This is a genomic window from Clostridium sp. CM042 (genome assembly GCF_055080995.1).
The window spans coordinates 2,700,598-2,718,396 of sequence record NZ_CM143646.1 but is presented as its reverse complement, the minus strand read 5'-3'; the positions used below and the strand labels follow the sequence as shown (position 1 = coordinate 2,718,396).

At 30.6% G+C, this 17,799-nt stretch carries 18 protein-coding genes and 1 tRNA gene; 11 read left to right on the top strand and 8 right to left on the bottom strand.

What is annotated here, in order from left to right:
* Positions 1-25: 25 nt before the first annotated feature.
* Positions 26-346 (bottom strand): septation regulator SpoVG, encoded by a 321-nt coding sequence (gene spoVG, locus ACWJJ7_RS12935; protein WP_462962473.1) that lies wholly within the window; start codon positions 344-346, stop codon positions 26-28.
* Between the two features lie 96 nt (positions 347-442).
* The gene (purR, locus tag ACWJJ7_RS12930; protein WP_462962472.1) at positions 443-1,264 is read right to left on the bottom strand and encodes a pur operon repressor; all 822 of its coding nucleotides are present in this window, start codon (positions 1,262-1,264) and stop codon (positions 443-445) included.
* Positions 1,265-1,555: 291 nt separating this feature from the next.
* On the opposite strand from purR, the gene murC reads away from it, so the two are divergent.
* On the top strand, positions 1,556-2,935 hold the full coding sequence (murC, locus tag ACWJJ7_RS12925) for a UDP-N-acetylmuramate--L-alanine ligase (RefSeq protein ID WP_462962471.1): 1,380 nt from the start codon (positions 1,556-1,558) through the stop codon (positions 2,933-2,935).
* Between the two features lie 182 nt (positions 2,936-3,117).
* The gene (locus tag ACWJJ7_RS12920) at positions 3,118-4,032 is read left to right on the top strand and encodes a PhzF family phenazine biosynthesis protein (RefSeq protein WP_462962470.1); all 915 of its coding nucleotides are present in this window, start codon (positions 3,118-3,120) and stop codon (positions 4,030-4,032) included.
* A gap of 60 nt (positions 4,033-4,092) precedes the next feature.
* Here ACWJJ7_RS12920 and ACWJJ7_RS12915 read toward each other — a convergent pair whose 3' ends face one another.
* Positions 4,093-4,524: a hypothetical protein gene (locus ACWJJ7_RS12915; RefSeq protein WP_462962469.1), complete on the bottom strand. Its 432-nt coding sequence runs from the start codon at positions 4,522-4,524 to the stop codon at positions 4,093-4,095.
* A 160-nt stretch (positions 4,525-4,684) separates the two neighbouring features.
* On the opposite strand from ACWJJ7_RS12915, the gene ACWJJ7_RS12910 reads away from it, so the two are divergent.
* Positions 4,685-5,008 carry a hypothetical protein gene (locus ACWJJ7_RS12910; protein WP_462962468.1) on the top strand — a complete coding sequence of 108 codons (324 nt, stop codon included), beginning with the start codon at positions 4,685-4,687 and terminating at the stop codon, positions 5,006-5,008.
* A 71-nt stretch (positions 5,009-5,079) separates the two neighbouring features.
* Here ACWJJ7_RS12910 and ACWJJ7_RS12905 read toward each other — a convergent pair whose 3' ends face one another.
* Positions 5,080-5,700 carry a LysE/ArgO family amino acid transporter gene (locus ACWJJ7_RS12905; RefSeq protein ID WP_462962467.1) on the bottom strand — a complete coding sequence of 207 codons (621 nt, stop codon included), beginning with the start codon at positions 5,698-5,700 and terminating at the stop codon, positions 5,080-5,082.
* A gap of 347 nt (positions 5,701-6,047) precedes the next feature.
* On the opposite strand from ACWJJ7_RS12905, the gene ACWJJ7_RS12900 reads away from it, so the two are divergent.
* From ACWJJ7_RS12900 to ACWJJ7_RS12870, 7 genes are all read left to right on the top strand, one after another.
* A tRNA-Pro gene (locus ACWJJ7_RS12900) sits at positions 6,048-6,123 on the top strand.
* A gap of 170 nt (positions 6,124-6,293) precedes the next feature.
* Positions 6,294-7,640: a [Fe-Fe] hydrogenase large subunit C-terminal domain-containing protein gene (locus ACWJJ7_RS12895; protein ID WP_462962466.1), complete on the top strand. Its 1,347-nt coding sequence runs from the start codon at positions 6,294-6,296 to the stop codon at positions 7,638-7,640.
* A gap of 86 nt (positions 7,641-7,726) precedes the next feature.
* Positions 7,727-8,251, top strand: a complete 525-nt coding sequence (locus ACWJJ7_RS12890) for a phosphatase PAP2 family protein (protein WP_462962465.1) — start codon at positions 7,727-7,729, stop codon at positions 8,249-8,251.
* A 150-nt stretch (positions 8,252-8,401) separates the two neighbouring features.
* The gene (locus ACWJJ7_RS12885) at positions 8,402-9,055 is read left to right on the top strand and encodes an HAD family hydrolase (RefSeq protein ID WP_462962464.1); all 654 of its coding nucleotides are present in this window, start codon (positions 8,402-8,404) and stop codon (positions 9,053-9,055) included.
* Between the two features lie 171 nt (positions 9,056-9,226).
* On the top strand, positions 9,227-9,664 hold the full coding sequence (locus tag ACWJJ7_RS12880) for a hypothetical protein (protein WP_462962463.1): 438 nt from the start codon (positions 9,227-9,229) through the stop codon (positions 9,662-9,664).
* A gap of 93 nt (positions 9,665-9,757) precedes the next feature.
* Positions 9,758-10,225, top strand: a complete 468-nt coding sequence (locus ACWJJ7_RS12875) for a YdeI/OmpD-associated family protein (RefSeq protein WP_462962462.1) — start codon at positions 9,758-9,760, stop codon at positions 10,223-10,225.
* Positions 10,226-10,342: 117 nt separating this feature from the next.
* On the top strand, positions 10,343-11,206 hold the full coding sequence (locus ACWJJ7_RS12870; RefSeq protein WP_462962461.1) for a hypothetical protein: 864 nt from the start codon (positions 10,343-10,345) through the stop codon (positions 11,204-11,206).
* A gap of 47 nt (positions 11,207-11,253) precedes the next feature.
* Here the strand turns inward: ACWJJ7_RS12870 and ACWJJ7_RS12865 are convergent, their stop codons facing one another.
* Entirely contained in the window at positions 11,254-12,810 is a 1,557-nt protein-coding gene (locus ACWJJ7_RS12865) for an ABC-F family ATP-binding cassette domain-containing protein (RefSeq protein WP_462962460.1), read from the bottom strand.
* Between the two features lie 285 nt (positions 12,811-13,095).
* The gene (locus ACWJJ7_RS12860; protein WP_462962459.1) at positions 13,096-14,070 is read right to left on the bottom strand and encodes an IS30 family transposase; all 975 of its coding nucleotides are present in this window, start codon (positions 14,068-14,070) and stop codon (positions 13,096-13,098) included.
* Between the two features lie 353 nt (positions 14,071-14,423).
* Here ACWJJ7_RS12860 and ACWJJ7_RS12855 point away from each other — a divergent pair, with 353 nt between their 5' ends.
* Positions 14,424-15,599, top strand: coding sequence for a class I SAM-dependent rRNA methyltransferase (locus ACWJJ7_RS12855; protein ID WP_462962458.1), 1,176 nt, complete (start codon positions 14,424-14,426; stop codon positions 15,597-15,599).
* A 41-nt stretch (positions 15,600-15,640) separates the two neighbouring features.
* Here ACWJJ7_RS12855 and ACWJJ7_RS12850 read toward each other — a convergent pair whose 3' ends face one another.
* Together ACWJJ7_RS12850 and ACWJJ7_RS12845 are read right to left on the bottom strand one after the other, a co-directional pair.
* Entirely contained in the window at positions 15,641-16,345 is a 705-nt protein-coding gene (locus ACWJJ7_RS12850) for a 2-phosphosulfolactate phosphatase family protein (RefSeq protein ID WP_462962457.1), read from the bottom strand.
* Positions 16,346-16,604: 259 nt separating this feature from the next.
* Positions 16,605-17,567, bottom strand: a complete 963-nt coding sequence (locus ACWJJ7_RS12845; RefSeq protein WP_462962456.1) for a M23 family metallopeptidase — start codon at positions 17,565-17,567, stop codon at positions 16,605-16,607.
* Positions 17,568-17,799: the final 232 nt, after the last annotated feature.

The window sequence follows — 17,799 nt, the reverse complement described above, 5'->3', positions numbered from 1 at the left end:
AATAAAAAGGGGGTAACCCCCTTTTTTATACTTCTAAATTTTCTCCTACTTCTTCTACTGGTTTTTCTAATACTCTTACTACTGGTTTTTCATTTTTTACTTTTTCATACTCATCTAAAATAGCTGATTGAATCTTCTCTCTTGTTTGAGTATTTATTGGGTGTGCTATGTCCTTGAATTCCCCATCCGGAGTTTTCCTACTTGGCATAGCAATAAAAAGTCCACTTTGTCCTTCTATAACTTTAATATCATGAACAACAAATTCATTGTCAAAAGTTATTGATATAATCGCTTTCATTTTCCCCTCTGTAGCTATTTTCCTAATTCTAACGTCTGTGATTTCCATACACTCCACCTCCAAGTTGCGTTATAGTTATACTATTTCTCTATAACTTGGGTTTTTCCTTCTTAAATTGTAAATAAAAATTAAATCTTTTGAATATTACACTTTTTCAAAAAATTTTGATGGAGCTAACTCAGATTCACCTTCCTCGTTTATTCCCTTAAATTGAATAATCGATATGTATTCTTCTATTAATTTATGACCACTTTGAATATTATCAACGAGAACCCCAATACCTAAAAGTTCACTTTCGAATTCTTTAAGCAAATTAATTATACCTGTTGCAGTGCCTCCAGCTTTCATAAAGTCATCTATAAAAATACATTTGCTCTGTTTTTTTATAGACTTTCTTGAAAGAGACATAGTTTGAATTCTGTTACTAGAACCAGATACATAGTTGATACTAACAGTACTTCCTTCAGTAACCTTAGGATCATGCCTTACAATAACTAATTGAACCCCAAGCATTTTTGCCACTTCATACGCAAGTGGTATTCCTTTAGTCTCGACTGTTACAACATAGTCTATATCTAACTCACTAAAAGTAGATGCAAGGATTACTCCTGCTTTGTGTACTATTTCTGGATTATACATAATATCAGTCATATATATAAAATTTCCTGGTATCACTCTGTCCTTCTGTGTTAAAATTTCACATAATTTTTCTGCAAATGTTATACTTTCTTGCTTTGAGACTCCACAAATATATTTTACTCCACCAGCTGCGCCTGCTACCGTTTCCACTCTTCCCATAGATAACTCACTTAAAGTTTCGCGAACAATAACAATATCTTCGCTAATTGTGGATTTAGCTGCATTAAATAATTCCGTAAACATTTTTAAATTAATTGTCTTATTAGGATTTTCTGTTATTATTTTAGTAATACCTGTAACTCTTTGATTTCTACTATATTTATTCATAATATCTCACCCATATCTTTATTTTACGAATTTTACTCAGTAAAATTCTTACTATCATTCGTATTTTAATTGTAAATCTTTTTTATCTTTATTACAATGCTTATTGACAGTTTTTAAGCTTTATAACTTAATACAGTGAATTCTCAAGAAATATTATTCTATAATGTGTTTAGTTTTTCTGTATTTTTGTATATAATTAAGACGTACATATATGCATTTGTTTGTTATACTCAATACTAATGCAATTTGCATATACTAAATAATCATAATCATTTTTAAGGAGTTGATATAATGTCTTTTGATTTTATAAGAGATAAAAACAAAAAAGTTCATTTCATAGGAATCGGCGGTATAAGTATGAGTGGTCTTGCTGAAATACTCATAAAAAATAACTATAAAGTTTCTGGGTCTGATATGAATTCATCACATATAACAAGCAAACTTAAAGAAAAAGGCGTCGAAATTTATATAGGCCATAATGGTGATAACATAAATACTGCAGATTTAGTAGTTTACACTGCTGCTATTTCTCCTGAAAATCCAGAATACATTAAGGCTAAAGAGTTAAACGTTCCTTTAATGGATAGGGCTGAATTTTTAGGTCAAATTATGAAAGGTCACAAATATAATGTTTCAGTAGCGGGCACTCATGGTAAAACTACTACAACTTCAATGCTTGCCCACATCATTTTAAAAGAGGATGTAGACCCTACAATACTCGTGGGTGGAGAATTAGATGCTATCGGAGGTAATGTTTTAGCTGGAAATAGTAACTATTTTATTACAGAAGCCTGTGAGTATAAAGCATCATTCTTAAAGTTTTTTCCCTATATAGGAACAATATTAAATATAGATGCGGATCACCTAGATTACTATAAAGACATAAATCACATTAAAGATACCTTCATAAAATTCATTAATATTATACCAAAAGAAGGCTATTTAGTTGCAAATGTGGAAGATGAAAATGTTAAAACTATTCTCCATAATCATGATTATAACTGTAGCATACTTACTTACGGAATAAACAACGGAATGCTTAAGGCGAAAGATATTAGTTATAATGAATTAGGTTGTGCCACCTTTGATGTATACAAAGAGGGTCACAAACTATTTCAAATAAGCCTTAATGTCCCTGGGCAGCATAATGTTCTAAATGCCCTTGCAAGTATAGGCACCGCACTAATCCTTAATTTTTCTCAAAACTCAATCACGTGCGGCCTTTCTAGTTTCAAGGGTACACATAGAAGATTTGAGCTAAAAGGAACTAAAAATGGCGTAACTGTTATTGACGATTATGCCCACCACCCTACAGAAATTAAAGCAACTTTAAGTGCTACAAAAAATTATCCTCATAATAAAATTTATTGTGTTTTCCAACCCCATACTTATTCAAGAACATTAAGCTTATTTGAAGATTTTTCAGATTCTTTTTATGATATGGATAATTTAATACTATCAGATATTTATGCTGCCAGAGAAAAAGATACTGGAGTAATAAGTTCAAATATGCTTGGAGATAGAATAAGAGAGAAAAATGTAAATTGCATAAATCTTCATAGCTTTGATGAAATTGTTGATTATCTTAAAAACAATTTAAAAGAAGGAGATATTCTTCTTACAATGGGTGCAGGAGACATCGTTAAAATAGGAGAAATGTACTTAAAATAATTGTTTATTTTTATCAAATTTTTTTTAAAATTATAAAATAATCGATGATATTGAAGGCTTAAGCCTACGTCTTTCAGATGTAGGCTTATTTTTTTATTTACATCTTTGTCTACAACCACTATATTAGAAGTATAACCCTGAAAATATATTTAAAATTAACCTTAGAAAGGAATGTGCTCTTTATGAAAAAAGTTATTTACCAAGTAGATGCCTTCTCAGATGTGCCCTTCGGAGGTAATCCAGCTGGTGTAGTACCTAACGCTATTGGATTAAATTATAACGATATGTTAAGTATTGCCCAAGAAATGAATTTATCGGAAACTGCCTTTATTTTCCCTATGAAAGATGCGGAAGTAGATTATGAAGTAAGATTTTTTACACCTACCCAAGAAGTAGACTTATGTGGTCATGCTACAATTGGTTCTTTTTTTTCTTTAGCTTCAAAAGATATTATTACTGGAACTGATGGTGTTAAAATTCTAAAACAAAAAACAAAGGCCGGTATTTTACCAGTTGAACTTTATTTTAAAGATAATAAAATTGATAGTGTAATGATGACTCAAACTAAACCCAAATTTGTTTTTGATGTTGCAAATACATATGAACTTGCTGAAATCATGGGTATCAATGCAAGTGATATAGGAATAGACGGTTATAGCCTCATTCCTCAAGCTGTATCTACCGGCCTTACAGACATTATGCTTCCGGTTAAAAGTTTATCTGCATTAAAATCCCTAAATCCAAACTATACTAGATTAACTGAATATAGTAATAATCTAAATATTATTGGGGTACATGCCTTTACGCTTGAAACCGAAGAAGGATCCTCCACTCTATCTTGTAGAAACTTTGGTCCCGCTGCTGGTATAAATGAAGAATCTGCCACAGGAACTTCTAATGGAGCACTTGGTGCCTATCTAGTAAAAAACGATGTGCTTAAATTTGAAGATAATATAACTATAATCTGTGAACAAGGTTACTATATGAATAGACCTAGTAAAATAATCGTAAGATTAGAAGGAAGCAAAGAAAACTTAACAGTAAAGGTTGGTGGCAAAGCGGTTATTGTTATTGAAGGGGAAATACTTTGCAAGTAATTCGTGCTATATACAACAAAAAAACTCATATCCTTATAATAAAATAAGGATATGAGTTTTTCACTTTCTATTATATCTCATGAAAAGCTGTTCTACTGCCTTAATGTTTTCAGGTTCAATATGTTGAAGAAGGATATTATACGGTTTTTTACCTACTTTTATTGCGATATATTTCTTCGTTATTTCAACCTTACTTATATCATTAAACATAATAACCCTACCCTTTGACGCAAAGTTACTATTAAGTTCAAATCTATCCTTTTCAAATTTTAAATAATTTAAATTTTCTAGTTTTCTAAGTTTCATTATAAAAGATATTGAAAATCCTATAGATACAAATGTCACCATTAAAAATATTCCTGCAATTCCGGTTCTTCCGCGAACAAATGATCCTATGACTCCTATTAACAATGCAAAGCTCATTAAAATACTGAATGCACCTTGCTTCATAGCCATTTTTTTTGTTACTCTACTAAATTTAATTTCCTTCAATTGTTTCCCTCCTAAGATACTATTTGTAAATTTTATACTAACAAAATAATCTACTAATGTAAATACTCATATTTAAATTTCAATATTTATAATTATATTGCGTAAAAACATTAGTCTTTGGTAACACTAAATATGAAAAAATGTTTTGGAGGTATATATAATGAAAAATTTTCTAGTTTCAGCTATAGTAGATGTCGTAATAATTTTTGCTTCGTATTTTCTATTTAGAAGTGTTATAAGTGGGCCAACTCGTCACCGATTGTATGAAAAATTCATGAGTTCTTTCGCAAAATTCGTAATTATTATTTTTGTAGCTAGTGCACTAGTAACATCCCTCACAGCTCTAGTTTTATACAAAACACGATATATAGTATATATTAACATACTAGCTCCTGCCTTAGTATCAATCCTTGTAGGTTTCGTTATGTCTACTGTACCTACTAGAGGAGCCGGTGATAAAGAAAGGGATGGTAAAAAACAATAAATATAAAGCAGCTTTTAGGATAATATGATTTTGATATCATCCTAAAGCCGCTCTCTTCTTTTCCAAATTCACTAAATAACTAATTTAACAAAAGAATATGCTAATTTAAATCCATATAATATTATGACTACACCACATACTAAGTTTACTATTTTTATAACTTTAATGTTAAACTTGCCTTTAAATAGTGAAATAATTGTTGCTAATGAAGTAAACCAGATGAAAGACGCTAAGCATACCCCTATAATAAAGTAGCTAGACATGTCTACTGGAAGTGAAGCTCTCATCCCCCCCAATAATAAGGAACCATCAACTAGAGCCTGGGGATTTAGCCAGGTTACTGCAAAACATGTCCATATTATTTTTATAAATGATTTATTCACATCCACAGTTTCTCCCGATTCAACTTCTGGTACTTGTCTCACAAGTCCTACTCCAATGTAGATTACTGCTACACTACCTAGTAAAAGAATAAGTATCTTTAAAAGTTTAAACCTTTCCATAAGTGCCCCTATACCTAAAAAGCATGAAAGTGCAAGCGATATGTCGAAAAATATAGTAATAAATGCAACTTGATATGCCCTTAGTCTGCTTTTACGTATAGCTGTATTTATTACAAATATGTTTTGCGTACCTATAGGTGCTACGTATGCAAAACCTAAAAGTAAGCCTTGTATTATATATTTATACATTCTTTTCCCCCTAACTACTATATATTTATGGTCACATCCTTATCACTCAAAAATTACATCTTTATCTGCACCTCTATTTATGTGAAATTTTACAATTCTAACTTAATTGTAATCTATAAAAAATTCAAATGCAATAATGCTTTCAGAAAATTGCGGTAAAATCCAGATATATACTTTTAAAAAAATAATTGTTAAGATTGTTGACATTTATGCCTTTGTTTTATATAATAGCTAGTGTTGTCAGCAAATAGAATTTATAACTTACATATTTCATGTTTTATATTTTCAAAAACATTTGCTAATATTGTTGACATTTATGCATTTGTTTTGTATAATTAAATTGTCTTCGGGGTGTAGCGCAGCTGGGAGCGCGCGTGGTTTGGGACCATGAGGTCGCAGGTTCAATCCCTGTCACCCCGACCAAAAAAGAGTTGTCTAATGACAACTCTTTTTTTATTATAAATTTTCATTCGTTAGTATGTATAAAACTCTTCATTTTTGACAAAATAGATAATAGCCTACTATTTTATTATTTTTTGTAGGTATTATGCTAAAGGCATTACATATCTAATAATAACTTAGGAGTGATTATTTTGAATAAAATGTATAATGAAATTTTTAAGGCTCTTATTAAATCATATTATGAAGATAATTTTGAAAACACGGTACTGGAATTACTGTCTAAGGATAATATTAATAAAAATGAGTTAAGCTCCGTAATTTCCTCACTTTGTGGAGTCGAAGTAGACTTTTCTCATAATTACATAGAGGATTTAAATAAAGCTATTCTTTCCTATGAAGCAAATTATAAAATTGTAAATAAAATCAAAGGCTGCACTATGGATTGTACAGATAAGCCTGGAAAGACAAGATGTCAAGCTTCCTGCCCTTTTGATGCCATATTAATAGATAATAAAAGTAATACTACTTATATTGACAATGATAAATGCACAGACTGTGGTTTTTGCGTAGAAGCATGCCCGAATGGTGCCTTAATGGACAAGGTAGAGTTTATTCCTCTTTTAAATTTATTAAGAGGAAATTCTACAGTAATAGCAGCTGTAGCTCCTGCCATTACTGGTCAATTTGGAGAAAATGTTAATGTAGATACCCTTAGAACCGCTTTTAAAAAAATTGGATTTACAGACATGGTTGAAGTTGCTTTTTTCGCAGATATGCTTACATTAAAAGAATCCATAGAATTTAATGAACACGTTAAAACAAAAGAAGATTTAATGATCACCTCTTGCTGTTGTCCTATGTGGGTAGGGATGGTAAGGAAGGTGTACCACAATTTAGTGAAGTATGTATCTCCCTCTGTATCTCCTATGATTGCCTCTGGCAGAATTTTAAAGGAATTAAACCCTAACTGCAAAGTAGTCTTTATAGGTCCTTGTATTGCAAAAAAAGGTGAAGCTAAGGAAAAAGACCTTTTAGGTGATATTGATTATGTTCTTACATTCTCAGAACTTAAGGATATTTTTGATACATTAAACATCGATCCAGAAAAACTTCCACAAGATGTATCCAGTGAATATGCTTCAAGAGGTGGTAGGCTTTACGCTAGGACTGGAGGCGTATCTATAGCAATTGGAGAAGTTATAGAAAAATTATTTCCTGAAAAATATCATTTATTAAATGCTATTCAAGGAAATGGTGTAAAAGAATGTAAAGAGTTGCTTACTAAAGCTCAAAATGTAGAGGTTAATGCAAATTTTATAGAAGGTATGGGTTGTGTTGGCGGTTGTGTTGGAGGGCCTAAAGCTTTGGTTGACGCAAACTGCGGAAAACGTAGAGTGGATAGATTTGCAGAAAGTTCAAAAATTAAAACATCCATAGATAGTGATTGTATGAACAAAATTCTAAGTAGAATTGGTATTAACACTGTTGAGGATTTTAAAGATAAAAACAAAACCAAAATATTCAACAGAGAATTTTAGATAATATTTTGCAATATAAATGCAAATTAAAATATGGTATAATACTCAGTAATTAAGATATTTTTTTGCATTCAAAGGGGGGTTTTATGAAAGCATTACTTGAATATATAAGTTATAAAGATATTAGCCTGCTTAGAATTATAAATAATTCTTGGAAGTGTAGGTTTTTAGATATTATAATGCCAATTATGACTTACTTAGGCTCTTTTTCTTTTATGTTTATATTTTGTACTCTTGCATTTCTATTTAATAGTACTATTGTCCACACCATAGCTATTAAAGCTATGATTTCTATAACAATCAGTACTGGCATTGGTAAGATTCTCAAAGTAAGCTTTACTAGATTAAGACCTTTTATAACAGTTCCAAATTTAAACATAAAAAAAATAGGCATAGATAAATACTCCTTTCCGTCAGGTCATACTACTGGTGCATTTTCATTAGCTATAATAATAGCTTTATATTTCCCTATATTTGGGTTTATAACTATACCCCTAGCTTGCTGTGTAGGAATTTCTAGAATTTACATAGGAGTTCATTATCCTACCGATGTTATTATGGGTATTTTTATCGGAAGTACTTGTTCTTTTCTTACTTACAGATTCTTTTAATAGCAGATTAGACAGAAAACCTCTGCCTAATCTGTTGTTAATTAAGCTACATTAAATCATCTTCTGCGAAGCTTAAATGTCGTTAAGAAATTTAAAATCCGAGTATATAATTACATTTCGACCTGTTATACTTATATAAGAGGTGATTAAATGCTAAAAAATATTAAAGCTGCAATTTTCGATTTAGATGGAACCCTAATAGACTCTATGTGGGTTTGGGATAGAATAGATGAAAACTATTTTAGAAGCAGGAATATGGATTTACCTAAAAATCTAAAAGCCCAAATAGAGCACCTTAGCTTTGATGCGACTGCAGCATATTTTAAAAGTAATTTCGGTATATTAGATACTATCGACGAAATTAAAAATGAATGGAACGATTATGCCCGTGTGGAGTATCTTAACAATGTAAAACTAAAGCCCGGTGTAGTTGAGTTTTTATCTTTACTTAAAACTCTGAATATAAAAATTGGACTCGCTACAAGTAATAGTAAATCTTTGTTAGAAGCTGCACTACATGCTAATGATATATACCATTATTTTGACTGCATAACTCTAACTGATGAAGTATCTCGCGGGAAAGACTTTCCCGATGTATATTTACTTGCCGCTGAAAAATTAGGCGTAACCCCAGAGGAATGTGTTGTATTTGAAGATATACTACCTGCAGTTAAAGGCGCAAAAGCTGCCGGAATGAAAGTAGTCGGTGTTTACGATGATTTCTCCAAAGAGCAAAGGGATGATATTGTTAATTATGCAGATATGTATATAATAGGATATAATGAGTTAACTACAGCAATTTAAGACCCATGTGTATACATGAGTTTTTTTTGTGAATTTTTTTGTTTTCTATCGAATAGAATATAATAAGAATAAATATAACTTATATTTAACATATGCACAAACTTCCCAGTTAACCTCTATTATATTAATATATCATTATTTAAAAGAAGTAATTTACAAGGAGAGATACTATTGCTCATTTTTCTTTTTTCTATTGTTTTGATATGCTTTGGTGTTTATTATTATATTATGGACCAAAAATTATCAACTCAAAAAACCCAGCTAAAGATTATCTCTAGGCAAAATAGAGAATTCAAATTAAAAATTGAAACTTTGCGTAGTGCTGAGGGTCCTATTGTAATAAAATACAAACTACCTCTTTTTAAAAGTGGAACTATAAAAGAGAGTTGTAGTTTGTATTTAAGTCCTATTGAAATTTCACCAGTTCTATCTAATATAGTTAAAAGCACGACCGTAGAGATTCAAGATTCCGCTGATATTTTTGATATTTCATGGTATGAAGTATCTATAAAATCTCAGACTAACATTAATAATAAAGGCTGGATAAAAAAAGATAACATAATTACCCTGGACGACACTGTTAGCAGCCAAGAAGAGAGTCCTACTTAAAAAATAAAGGCATATATCAATAAAATATATGCCTTTTAAAATTATAAATATTCAAATCCTATGATATGAATTAATAAGAGAAGGTATATTAAGATGAAAACTTATGAATTTGATGCCGTAATAAAAAAACATGATTTAATAGATGCTGCTTTTGTTGAGTTTCCTTATAATGTAGAAAAGGAATTCGGGACAAAAGGACAAGTAAAAATCAAAGCACTCTTTGATAATTATGAATATCGAGGATCAATAGCTAAAATGGGACATTCTTGCTATTGCATTGGAATAACTCAAAAAATAAGAAAGGAAATCAATAAACAAGCTGGAGATTTAGTACATATTATTATAGAAAAAGATGAATCTTTAAGAATTGTTAATATGCCTGAAGACTTTAATCGAGAACTTGAAGAAAATAAGGAGGCAAAATTATTTTTTTATAGTTTGTCTTATACCAATCAAAAAAAATTTACTGACTGGATTTCAAGTGCTAAAAAAATAAAAACAAGAGAAAAAAGACTTAAACACTCCATATCAATTTTATTGAATGGAACAAAACATCCGTAGTATGAGTTTATGCCACCCTATTTCCATCAGTAATTAGTTTTTTCATTTTCATAATGCTAATTATGTTATAATTTATAAATCAAACTAACAATCTTGTTAGAACTAAAGGGGTTTAATATGAGAATAATATCTAAAAGCAACCTATGTATAAATAGACCATATATAAATTTAAAGAAACTACCAATAAAAAGTTCATTAAGAGTTGGTGAAATTACTGAAACTGGTTTTAAAGGGACTTATATAATAAATCAACATACACAAAGCTTATCTACTAATGAGAATTGCATTCTACAATCTAGTAACGGAATTGGAAAAATAACACTTGATACAGAGCTACTCCATGAACTCTTATTAGTCGAAGTAAATTATTCATCTAAAACTAGTAATAAATCTGCTAAATTCAAGGTTTATCTTGTTTTAGATAATATAAAATATTCCTTACCATTTAGTTCATTTCAAGATATTTATGATAACTGTATGACTATCTTAACTAGAGAACTTCATGAAAAAGAAGAATTAACTTACATAAAAGAAAGTTTTAACAATTTACAAGATGATGAAATCTCAGTAGATATAAAGTTAAATTTAGAAAGATTACAAGAATTTAAAGATAAAGTAAACTACAAAAGAAATATTTATTATTTTGTTATAAATAACATTGCTTCAGCTACTTCAAAGTATGATATTAACACTAAACCTAAAGAGATCCTACTAAGTGATACTTTAAAAGTTCTAAGATATAACTGTGATACAAGACTTTATATCATACTAGAACCTATTGATGAAACAACTAAAATAAAATTAAACGAAACTGATATTATTTGTAACCTCGGTGAAATTGATTTCCCTACTGTTAGCATATGCACGGGTTATGGGCTTGGAAAATTATTAGATGTTAAAAATAATGTTATTCCAAATACTAATACATTATCATTATTTGCAAATATTCTAGACCTAGGATTAGAAGTTTTAAAAAAGTGATATATATAAAAAGAGCTAGAAATTATTCTAGCTCTTTTTAATGTAAACTATACGATTTTAGTTGTCCATTCTTCACAGTTCCATACATCAGTTACTACGTCTTGATAGAATTCTGGTTCATGACAAACTATAAGTATACTTCCTGTATATTCTTTTAGGGCCCTCTTTAACTCGTCTTTAGCATCTACATCTAAGTGATTCGTAGGTTCGTCTAAAATCAATATATTAGTTTCCCTGTTTAGAAGTTTTGCAAGTCTTACCTTTGCTTGCTCTCCACCACTAAGCACAGTAATTCTACTTTCAATATGCTTTGTAGTAAGTCCACACTTAGCAAGCGCAGATCTTACCTGTCCCTGAGTGAAACTAGGGAATTCTTGCCAAAATTCTTCAATACAATTATTGCGGTTGACTCCCTTTATTTCTTGTTCATAGTATCCTATATATTGATAATCCCCTAAGTTTGTCTTGCCTGAAAGAGCCTTGATATCCCCCATAAGACTCTTTAATAATGTTGTTTTTCCAACACCATTAGCCCCAACTAAAGCAATCTTTTGTCCTCTTTCCATATATAAATTTAATGGCTTGGATAATGGGCTATCATATCCAGTAACTAAATCCACAGTTTTAAATAATATCTTCCCTGAAGCTCTTGCAGATTTAAAATCAAATTGTGGTTTTGGTTTATCTTTTGTAATTTCCATTTTATCTATTTTATCTAATTTCTTTTGTCTTGATTTCGCCATTCCACTTGTAGAAGCCCTTGATTTATTTTTAGCAACAAAAACCTCTAATTTGGTAATTTCTTTTTGTTGTCTTTCATAATCAGCTTCCATTTGCTTCTTTTTAGCATCATGAACTCTCAAAAATTCGTTATATGAACCTATATATCTAGTTAATTTTTTATTTTCTACATGATATATTATATTAATTACGCCGTCTAGAAATTCAATATCATGGGATATTAGGATAAACGCATTTTCATAATTTTGAAGATATCTCTTAAGCCACTCTACATGCTGCTCATCCAAAAAGTTAGTAGGCTCATCAAGTAGCAGAACATCTGGAGCCTCTAATAAAAGTTTTGCAAGAAGAATTTTTGTCCTTTGTCCTCCACTTAAATCTGAAACATCATTTTCAAGGCCAACATCTTTAAGTCCAATTCCTACAGCTACCTCATCTATCTTAGAATCAATACCATAAAACCCATTATTATCGAGCTGATCTTGTATTGTTCCCATTCTGTCTAGTAACTTTTCTAGTTCCTCAGGTGACGCCTCTCCCATTTTCTCTGTTACACTAAACATTTCCTCTTCTAAGTCAAAAAGATATTTAAAAGCATCCCTTAAAACTTCTCTAATCGTTCTTCCCTTTTCCAAAACGGTATGCTGATCCATGTATCCCACTCTTACGCTACTTGACCATTCAACGTCGCCCTCATCTGGCATAAGCGAACCTGTAATAATATTCATAAATGTTGATTTACCTTCTCCGTTAGCTCCTATAAGTGCTATGTGTTCCCCTTTAAGTAATCTAAAAGACACATCTTCAAATATTACTCTATCACCAAATCCATGGCTCATATTTTTTACTACTAATCTACTCATTTGTATTTCTCCTTACTATAGCATGATTTTATATATTTATAATTTAAAAACTATTTCTAGTCATATATCTATTTGTTTTTAATAATTAGATGTTATATATAGATTCCCATCCAAAGAAAATACGTCCACTTTTATCTAAATATGCTTAATTCAAGTGTGTATTAAAAAATGACACATGTACTAGTGTAATTTATAATTGACCTTATGTCAAAACAATTTTATGGATTTTATATTGTGTGTAGATTGCAATATAAAATGTGCGAAATTTTCAAGAAAAATATAATGTTAAGTTGTAATGGTTTTCCGTTCCATCATATTAGCAGATAGACCGTTAAAAATCCTTCTTGGATAATTGTTGATCCAGTGCTGTATTTGCATAATTTGTTTTTTAGAGAATGCTGAAATATCCACACCTTTTGGGATAAATCGTCGTATCATTTTATTGATATTCTCGTTTGTGCCTCGTTCCCATGAACTATATGGATGGGCATAATATACTTTAGTTCTCTTTCGTTTATTCCTTACTGAGGTCTCAATACCCTCGAAATCAAGGTTCTCACAGCCGTTATCACAGGTGATTGTTTTAAATGTTTTTGAGAATGCCATTCCCATTTTACGCTCCAATTTGTCCAATTCCTTCACAACAGCGACCTGTGATTTAGAAGGTATTTTAAAGATTAACTCCTTGCGAGTTACTCTTTCGCTTAACACCATTAATACAGTCTTTGTACCCTGCTTTCCTACTACGGTGTCCATTTCCCAGTGCCCTATCTCATCACGTGCAGCTACCGCTGTAGGTCTTTCTGATATGCTTGTCCCTTTGGTATTGTTATACGCCGGCCTTATTTTTTTATAGTTTCTCTTTTTGGCATTCTTTTTAACAGGCAGATCTTTGTTACTTATGTTTAAGAATAAATTATTATCCAAATAGTTATACACAGTTTTGAAGCAAATAGTTGTTTCGAATTGTAGATCTTTATTTATTATATTTTGAATAGCTGCATACGGAGATTCGCCATATTTACCAATGGCTTTTTCTAAGTACTTCACCAATTTGTGATCTTTCCCTATTTTCAATGCAGGCCCTTTTGCTGTGCCTTGTCTGTCATGTTCTGACTGCCCAATTTCTGCGCTATATTCCATTCGAGTGGTTAAATCACTATTCAATAATTCTACTATTCCTTTAGCAATTTCACGCCTTATTGTACGCTCTGAACGTCCACCTATTTGCTCCGCAATACAGCTTGAATTTAGCTCCATTTTGCATAATGTCTCTATCTTTATACGATCCTCCTATGTTAGGTGTTTACCTTTTTTGTTCTCTGTGATAAAATTTGATTGACTCATTTGAAATCCTCCTGTACTTGTGTTGGTTTAGTCACTTAACATTGTACAAGATTTTTTTCTCTTGAGTCTTTATTTTTTGTTCTATGGTCATTTCATTTTACAACTTACCTATGGATTTTATATTACAAATTAATTCAGTGTGGTATACTACTATAGATAAATAGCTTAATATTTTTATTAAAAATTGTTTTTAAATACAAAAAATATAAGAGACATAATAATTGTAAATTGTTATGTCTCCTTAAATAACACAGGAGGAATTTAAAATGGCTTGCAAATTTTACTTATATAAAGGTAAAGGCAGAAATTCAGAAAATGGACACCTTTGGATATATGCAAATGAAATCGAAAACTTTGATGGTGAATATGAAAATGGAGATATAATTGAAGTGTACAACTTTAGACAGGAGTTTATAGGAAAAGGTTTCATAAATGACGTTTCTAAAATCGCTATAAGAATAATGACCAGAGATATTAACGAAGAAATAGATGAAGAGTTTTTTAGAAAGAAACTTGCCGCTGCATGGAAATATAGAAAAACAGTTATAGATACTTCTAGCTGCAGGTTCTTATTTGGAGAAGCGGATTTTATGCCTGGAATGATTATAGATAAGTATGAAGACTATTATGTTATTCAGTCTTTAGCACTAGGAATCGACAAATATAAAGATATAGTTGTTAAGTTACTAATGCAGGAATATGCTGCAAAGGGTGTCTATGAAAGAAGTGACGCTAGAGTTCGCGAACTTGAAGGAATGGAGAAAACAACCGGATTCTTAACCGAGCCTTTTGATACCACTCTAGAAATTGTTGAAAATGGAGTTAAGTATTATGTAGATATTGCAAATGGTCAAAAAACCGGATTTTTCCTAGATCAAAAGGAAAACAGAGCAGCTATCCACAGATTATGCAAGGATGCTGATGTTTTGGATTGTTTTACTCACACAGGTTCCTTTGCGCTTAATGCAGGTATAGCTGGAGCTAAAAGTGTTCTCGGAGTAGATATTTCTGACTATGCCGTAGATTGCTGCAGAAAAAATGCAGAGCTTAACGGACTTTCAGATACTGTTAAATTTGAATGCCATAATGCCTTTGATGTTCTACGAGAATGGTCAAGAGAAAAAAGACAATATGACGTAGTAATACTAGATCCCCCAGCCTTTTCAAAGTCACGTTCTACTATAGACGGCGCAACACGCGGATATAAGGAAATTAACCTACGTGGTATTAAATTGGTTAAACCAGGCGGATATTTTGTAACTTGCTCTTGCTCTCATTTTATGTACCCTGATTTATTTAGAGATACAATAGCCAATGCAGCATTAGATGCTAAAAGGACACTTAGACAAGTTGAGTTTAGAACTCAAGCATCAGACCATCCAATACTATGGAATTCTGATGAATCCTACTACTTGAAATTCTACATCTTCCAAGTAGTTTAGAGAAAAATGAGGTGCTATTTTAATATAGCACCTCATTTTTCTTAAACTATAATCCCATCCTTATACTCTGGAACAATGTTTATTATATTTTTTGTGCAGCAGTATTCTAAATCTGCTTCTAATCCTAGTTCTGTAATCCTTTTATAGTGACTTGCATATTTTATAAAACCATGAATATCTTCATTGTTTTTATAAATATAATGTGAAGTTACAGCTATATCTGAAAGTTCTGCTTCTATTTCTTTTAACACACAATCAATTATGTAACCACTGCATAAAAAATCATCTATAGAAAATTCACCATAAGTTCCAGCATTAACTATTACTACATCTTTATTTAAAGATACTATTCTATTTGCAGTAGCCTTAGCATTAATCATTGCCCCTATTAAGATGTTACTTGCACCCACGCAGCCTTTTATAGCTTTAGTACCATTAGTTGTAGTCATAACAAGAGTTTTGCCTTCTATAGTCTCTCTAGTGTATTCTAATGGAGAATTGGAATAGTGAAACCCTTCTATTTTTAATGCGTTCCTCTCTCCTCCAAGCATAAACTCTTCTTTGCTATTTCTAACAATCTCAGCTGCCTCATCAACTGTTAAAACAGGAATTACGCCTTTGCATCCATTATTCATTGCAGTAGTTATTACACTAGTTGCCCTAAGCATATCTATTACTACCACTGTTTTATTTGCTATTTTTTCTTTTTTTATATCATCAGCAGAAATTATTATATCTATTTTCATATGTTTTTCCTCCCTTAATAATTCTTTTTGTCTTATGTCTCGCAGCTATAATTATAGTACATATTTCTATTTTATATAATAGTTTAGGGTAACGTAACCGTATAAAGTTTCATTTATGTGTGTTATAACCAAAAACTTCACAAATCTTTATTGTTTGTGACGTCTAATATGAATGTTACGTACTAATTAATTCTAATAACATTATTTATGAATGAAATAATATAATTAACTACTTAGAATTATACGGTATTTTATTTTATTAGCCTTTAATAATTTTATTCTTGATTGGATAATATAAATTTTTAAAAAATATAGGTATACTTTTCCCTTGCCAATATTGTCCGTCTTCACATTTTGATACTTGCATATGTAAATGAGGTCGAGGTGTTAATCCACTGTTCCCTATTATCGCTAATTGTTGCCCAGCTTTTACCTTGTCTCCTTCTTTTACAATTATACTACCCTTCGCTAAATGTCCCATAACTATATAAAAATTATCTATTTTTAATACTACCCGATTTCCAACATTATAAGGATATTCTTTACTAAATGGAATATTGTCTTCTATTCCATCAACTAATTCCATTACAGTAGCCTCACATGGACAATATACTTTTTCGTGAAATATCTCATATTCTTTATTTTTTTTAGTAAGAACATTTTTTACTGTAAATCCAAATTTATTAAGCTTGGCTATATCAGTTGCATACCTCATAGATGTATTTGATTTTCCACTTTTATGTATCTGAGCTTTATTATGATAATTGAGTAATGAACTAATCTTACCATCTCCACCATCAGTTATAAGATACTTACCATCTTTAAATGGTAACAATAAATTTATACACTCATTGGGTTTGACCGAAGCACGAACAGAACCAATATTCAAATACATTAAAATAAAAGATGGAATTAAAACTAATACATCTATAAAAATTTTAAAATCAAATATATTTTCTATTGAGCTGTTTAGAAAACTAAGATTTCTAAAAGCAATTAGTAAAAAAAGCAGAGCAAAAACATATCTAATATAATAGTTTGTAAATTCCCAAGGCGCTGTCTTAAATAATAAAAATATGAAGTTACCTGCAAAAAAAACATATATAATATTATCAATGAGAGTACCTTTCCCAAATTGAAAAAGACCAAATAAAATTAGGATAGGTAATACTATATTTAACATTTTTGTTGCAACAAATAATTGAACCCTACTTAAAAACATTACATTTCTCCCCCCCTATTATTATTAATTTTTTTATTCTCAATACCTAACAACTTTGAACCAACCGATATAAATATTATACTTTTTTTCCATACGATTGTATGCTTTTATAAGTGGTCAGATAACAATTTAGAGTTGTTATCTATCCACAAATGATTCAATTGCTACACATGCTATAACAAAGGAAAAACTTCAGTGGGAGAATAACTCTCCTTCTGAAGTTTTTTTAGAG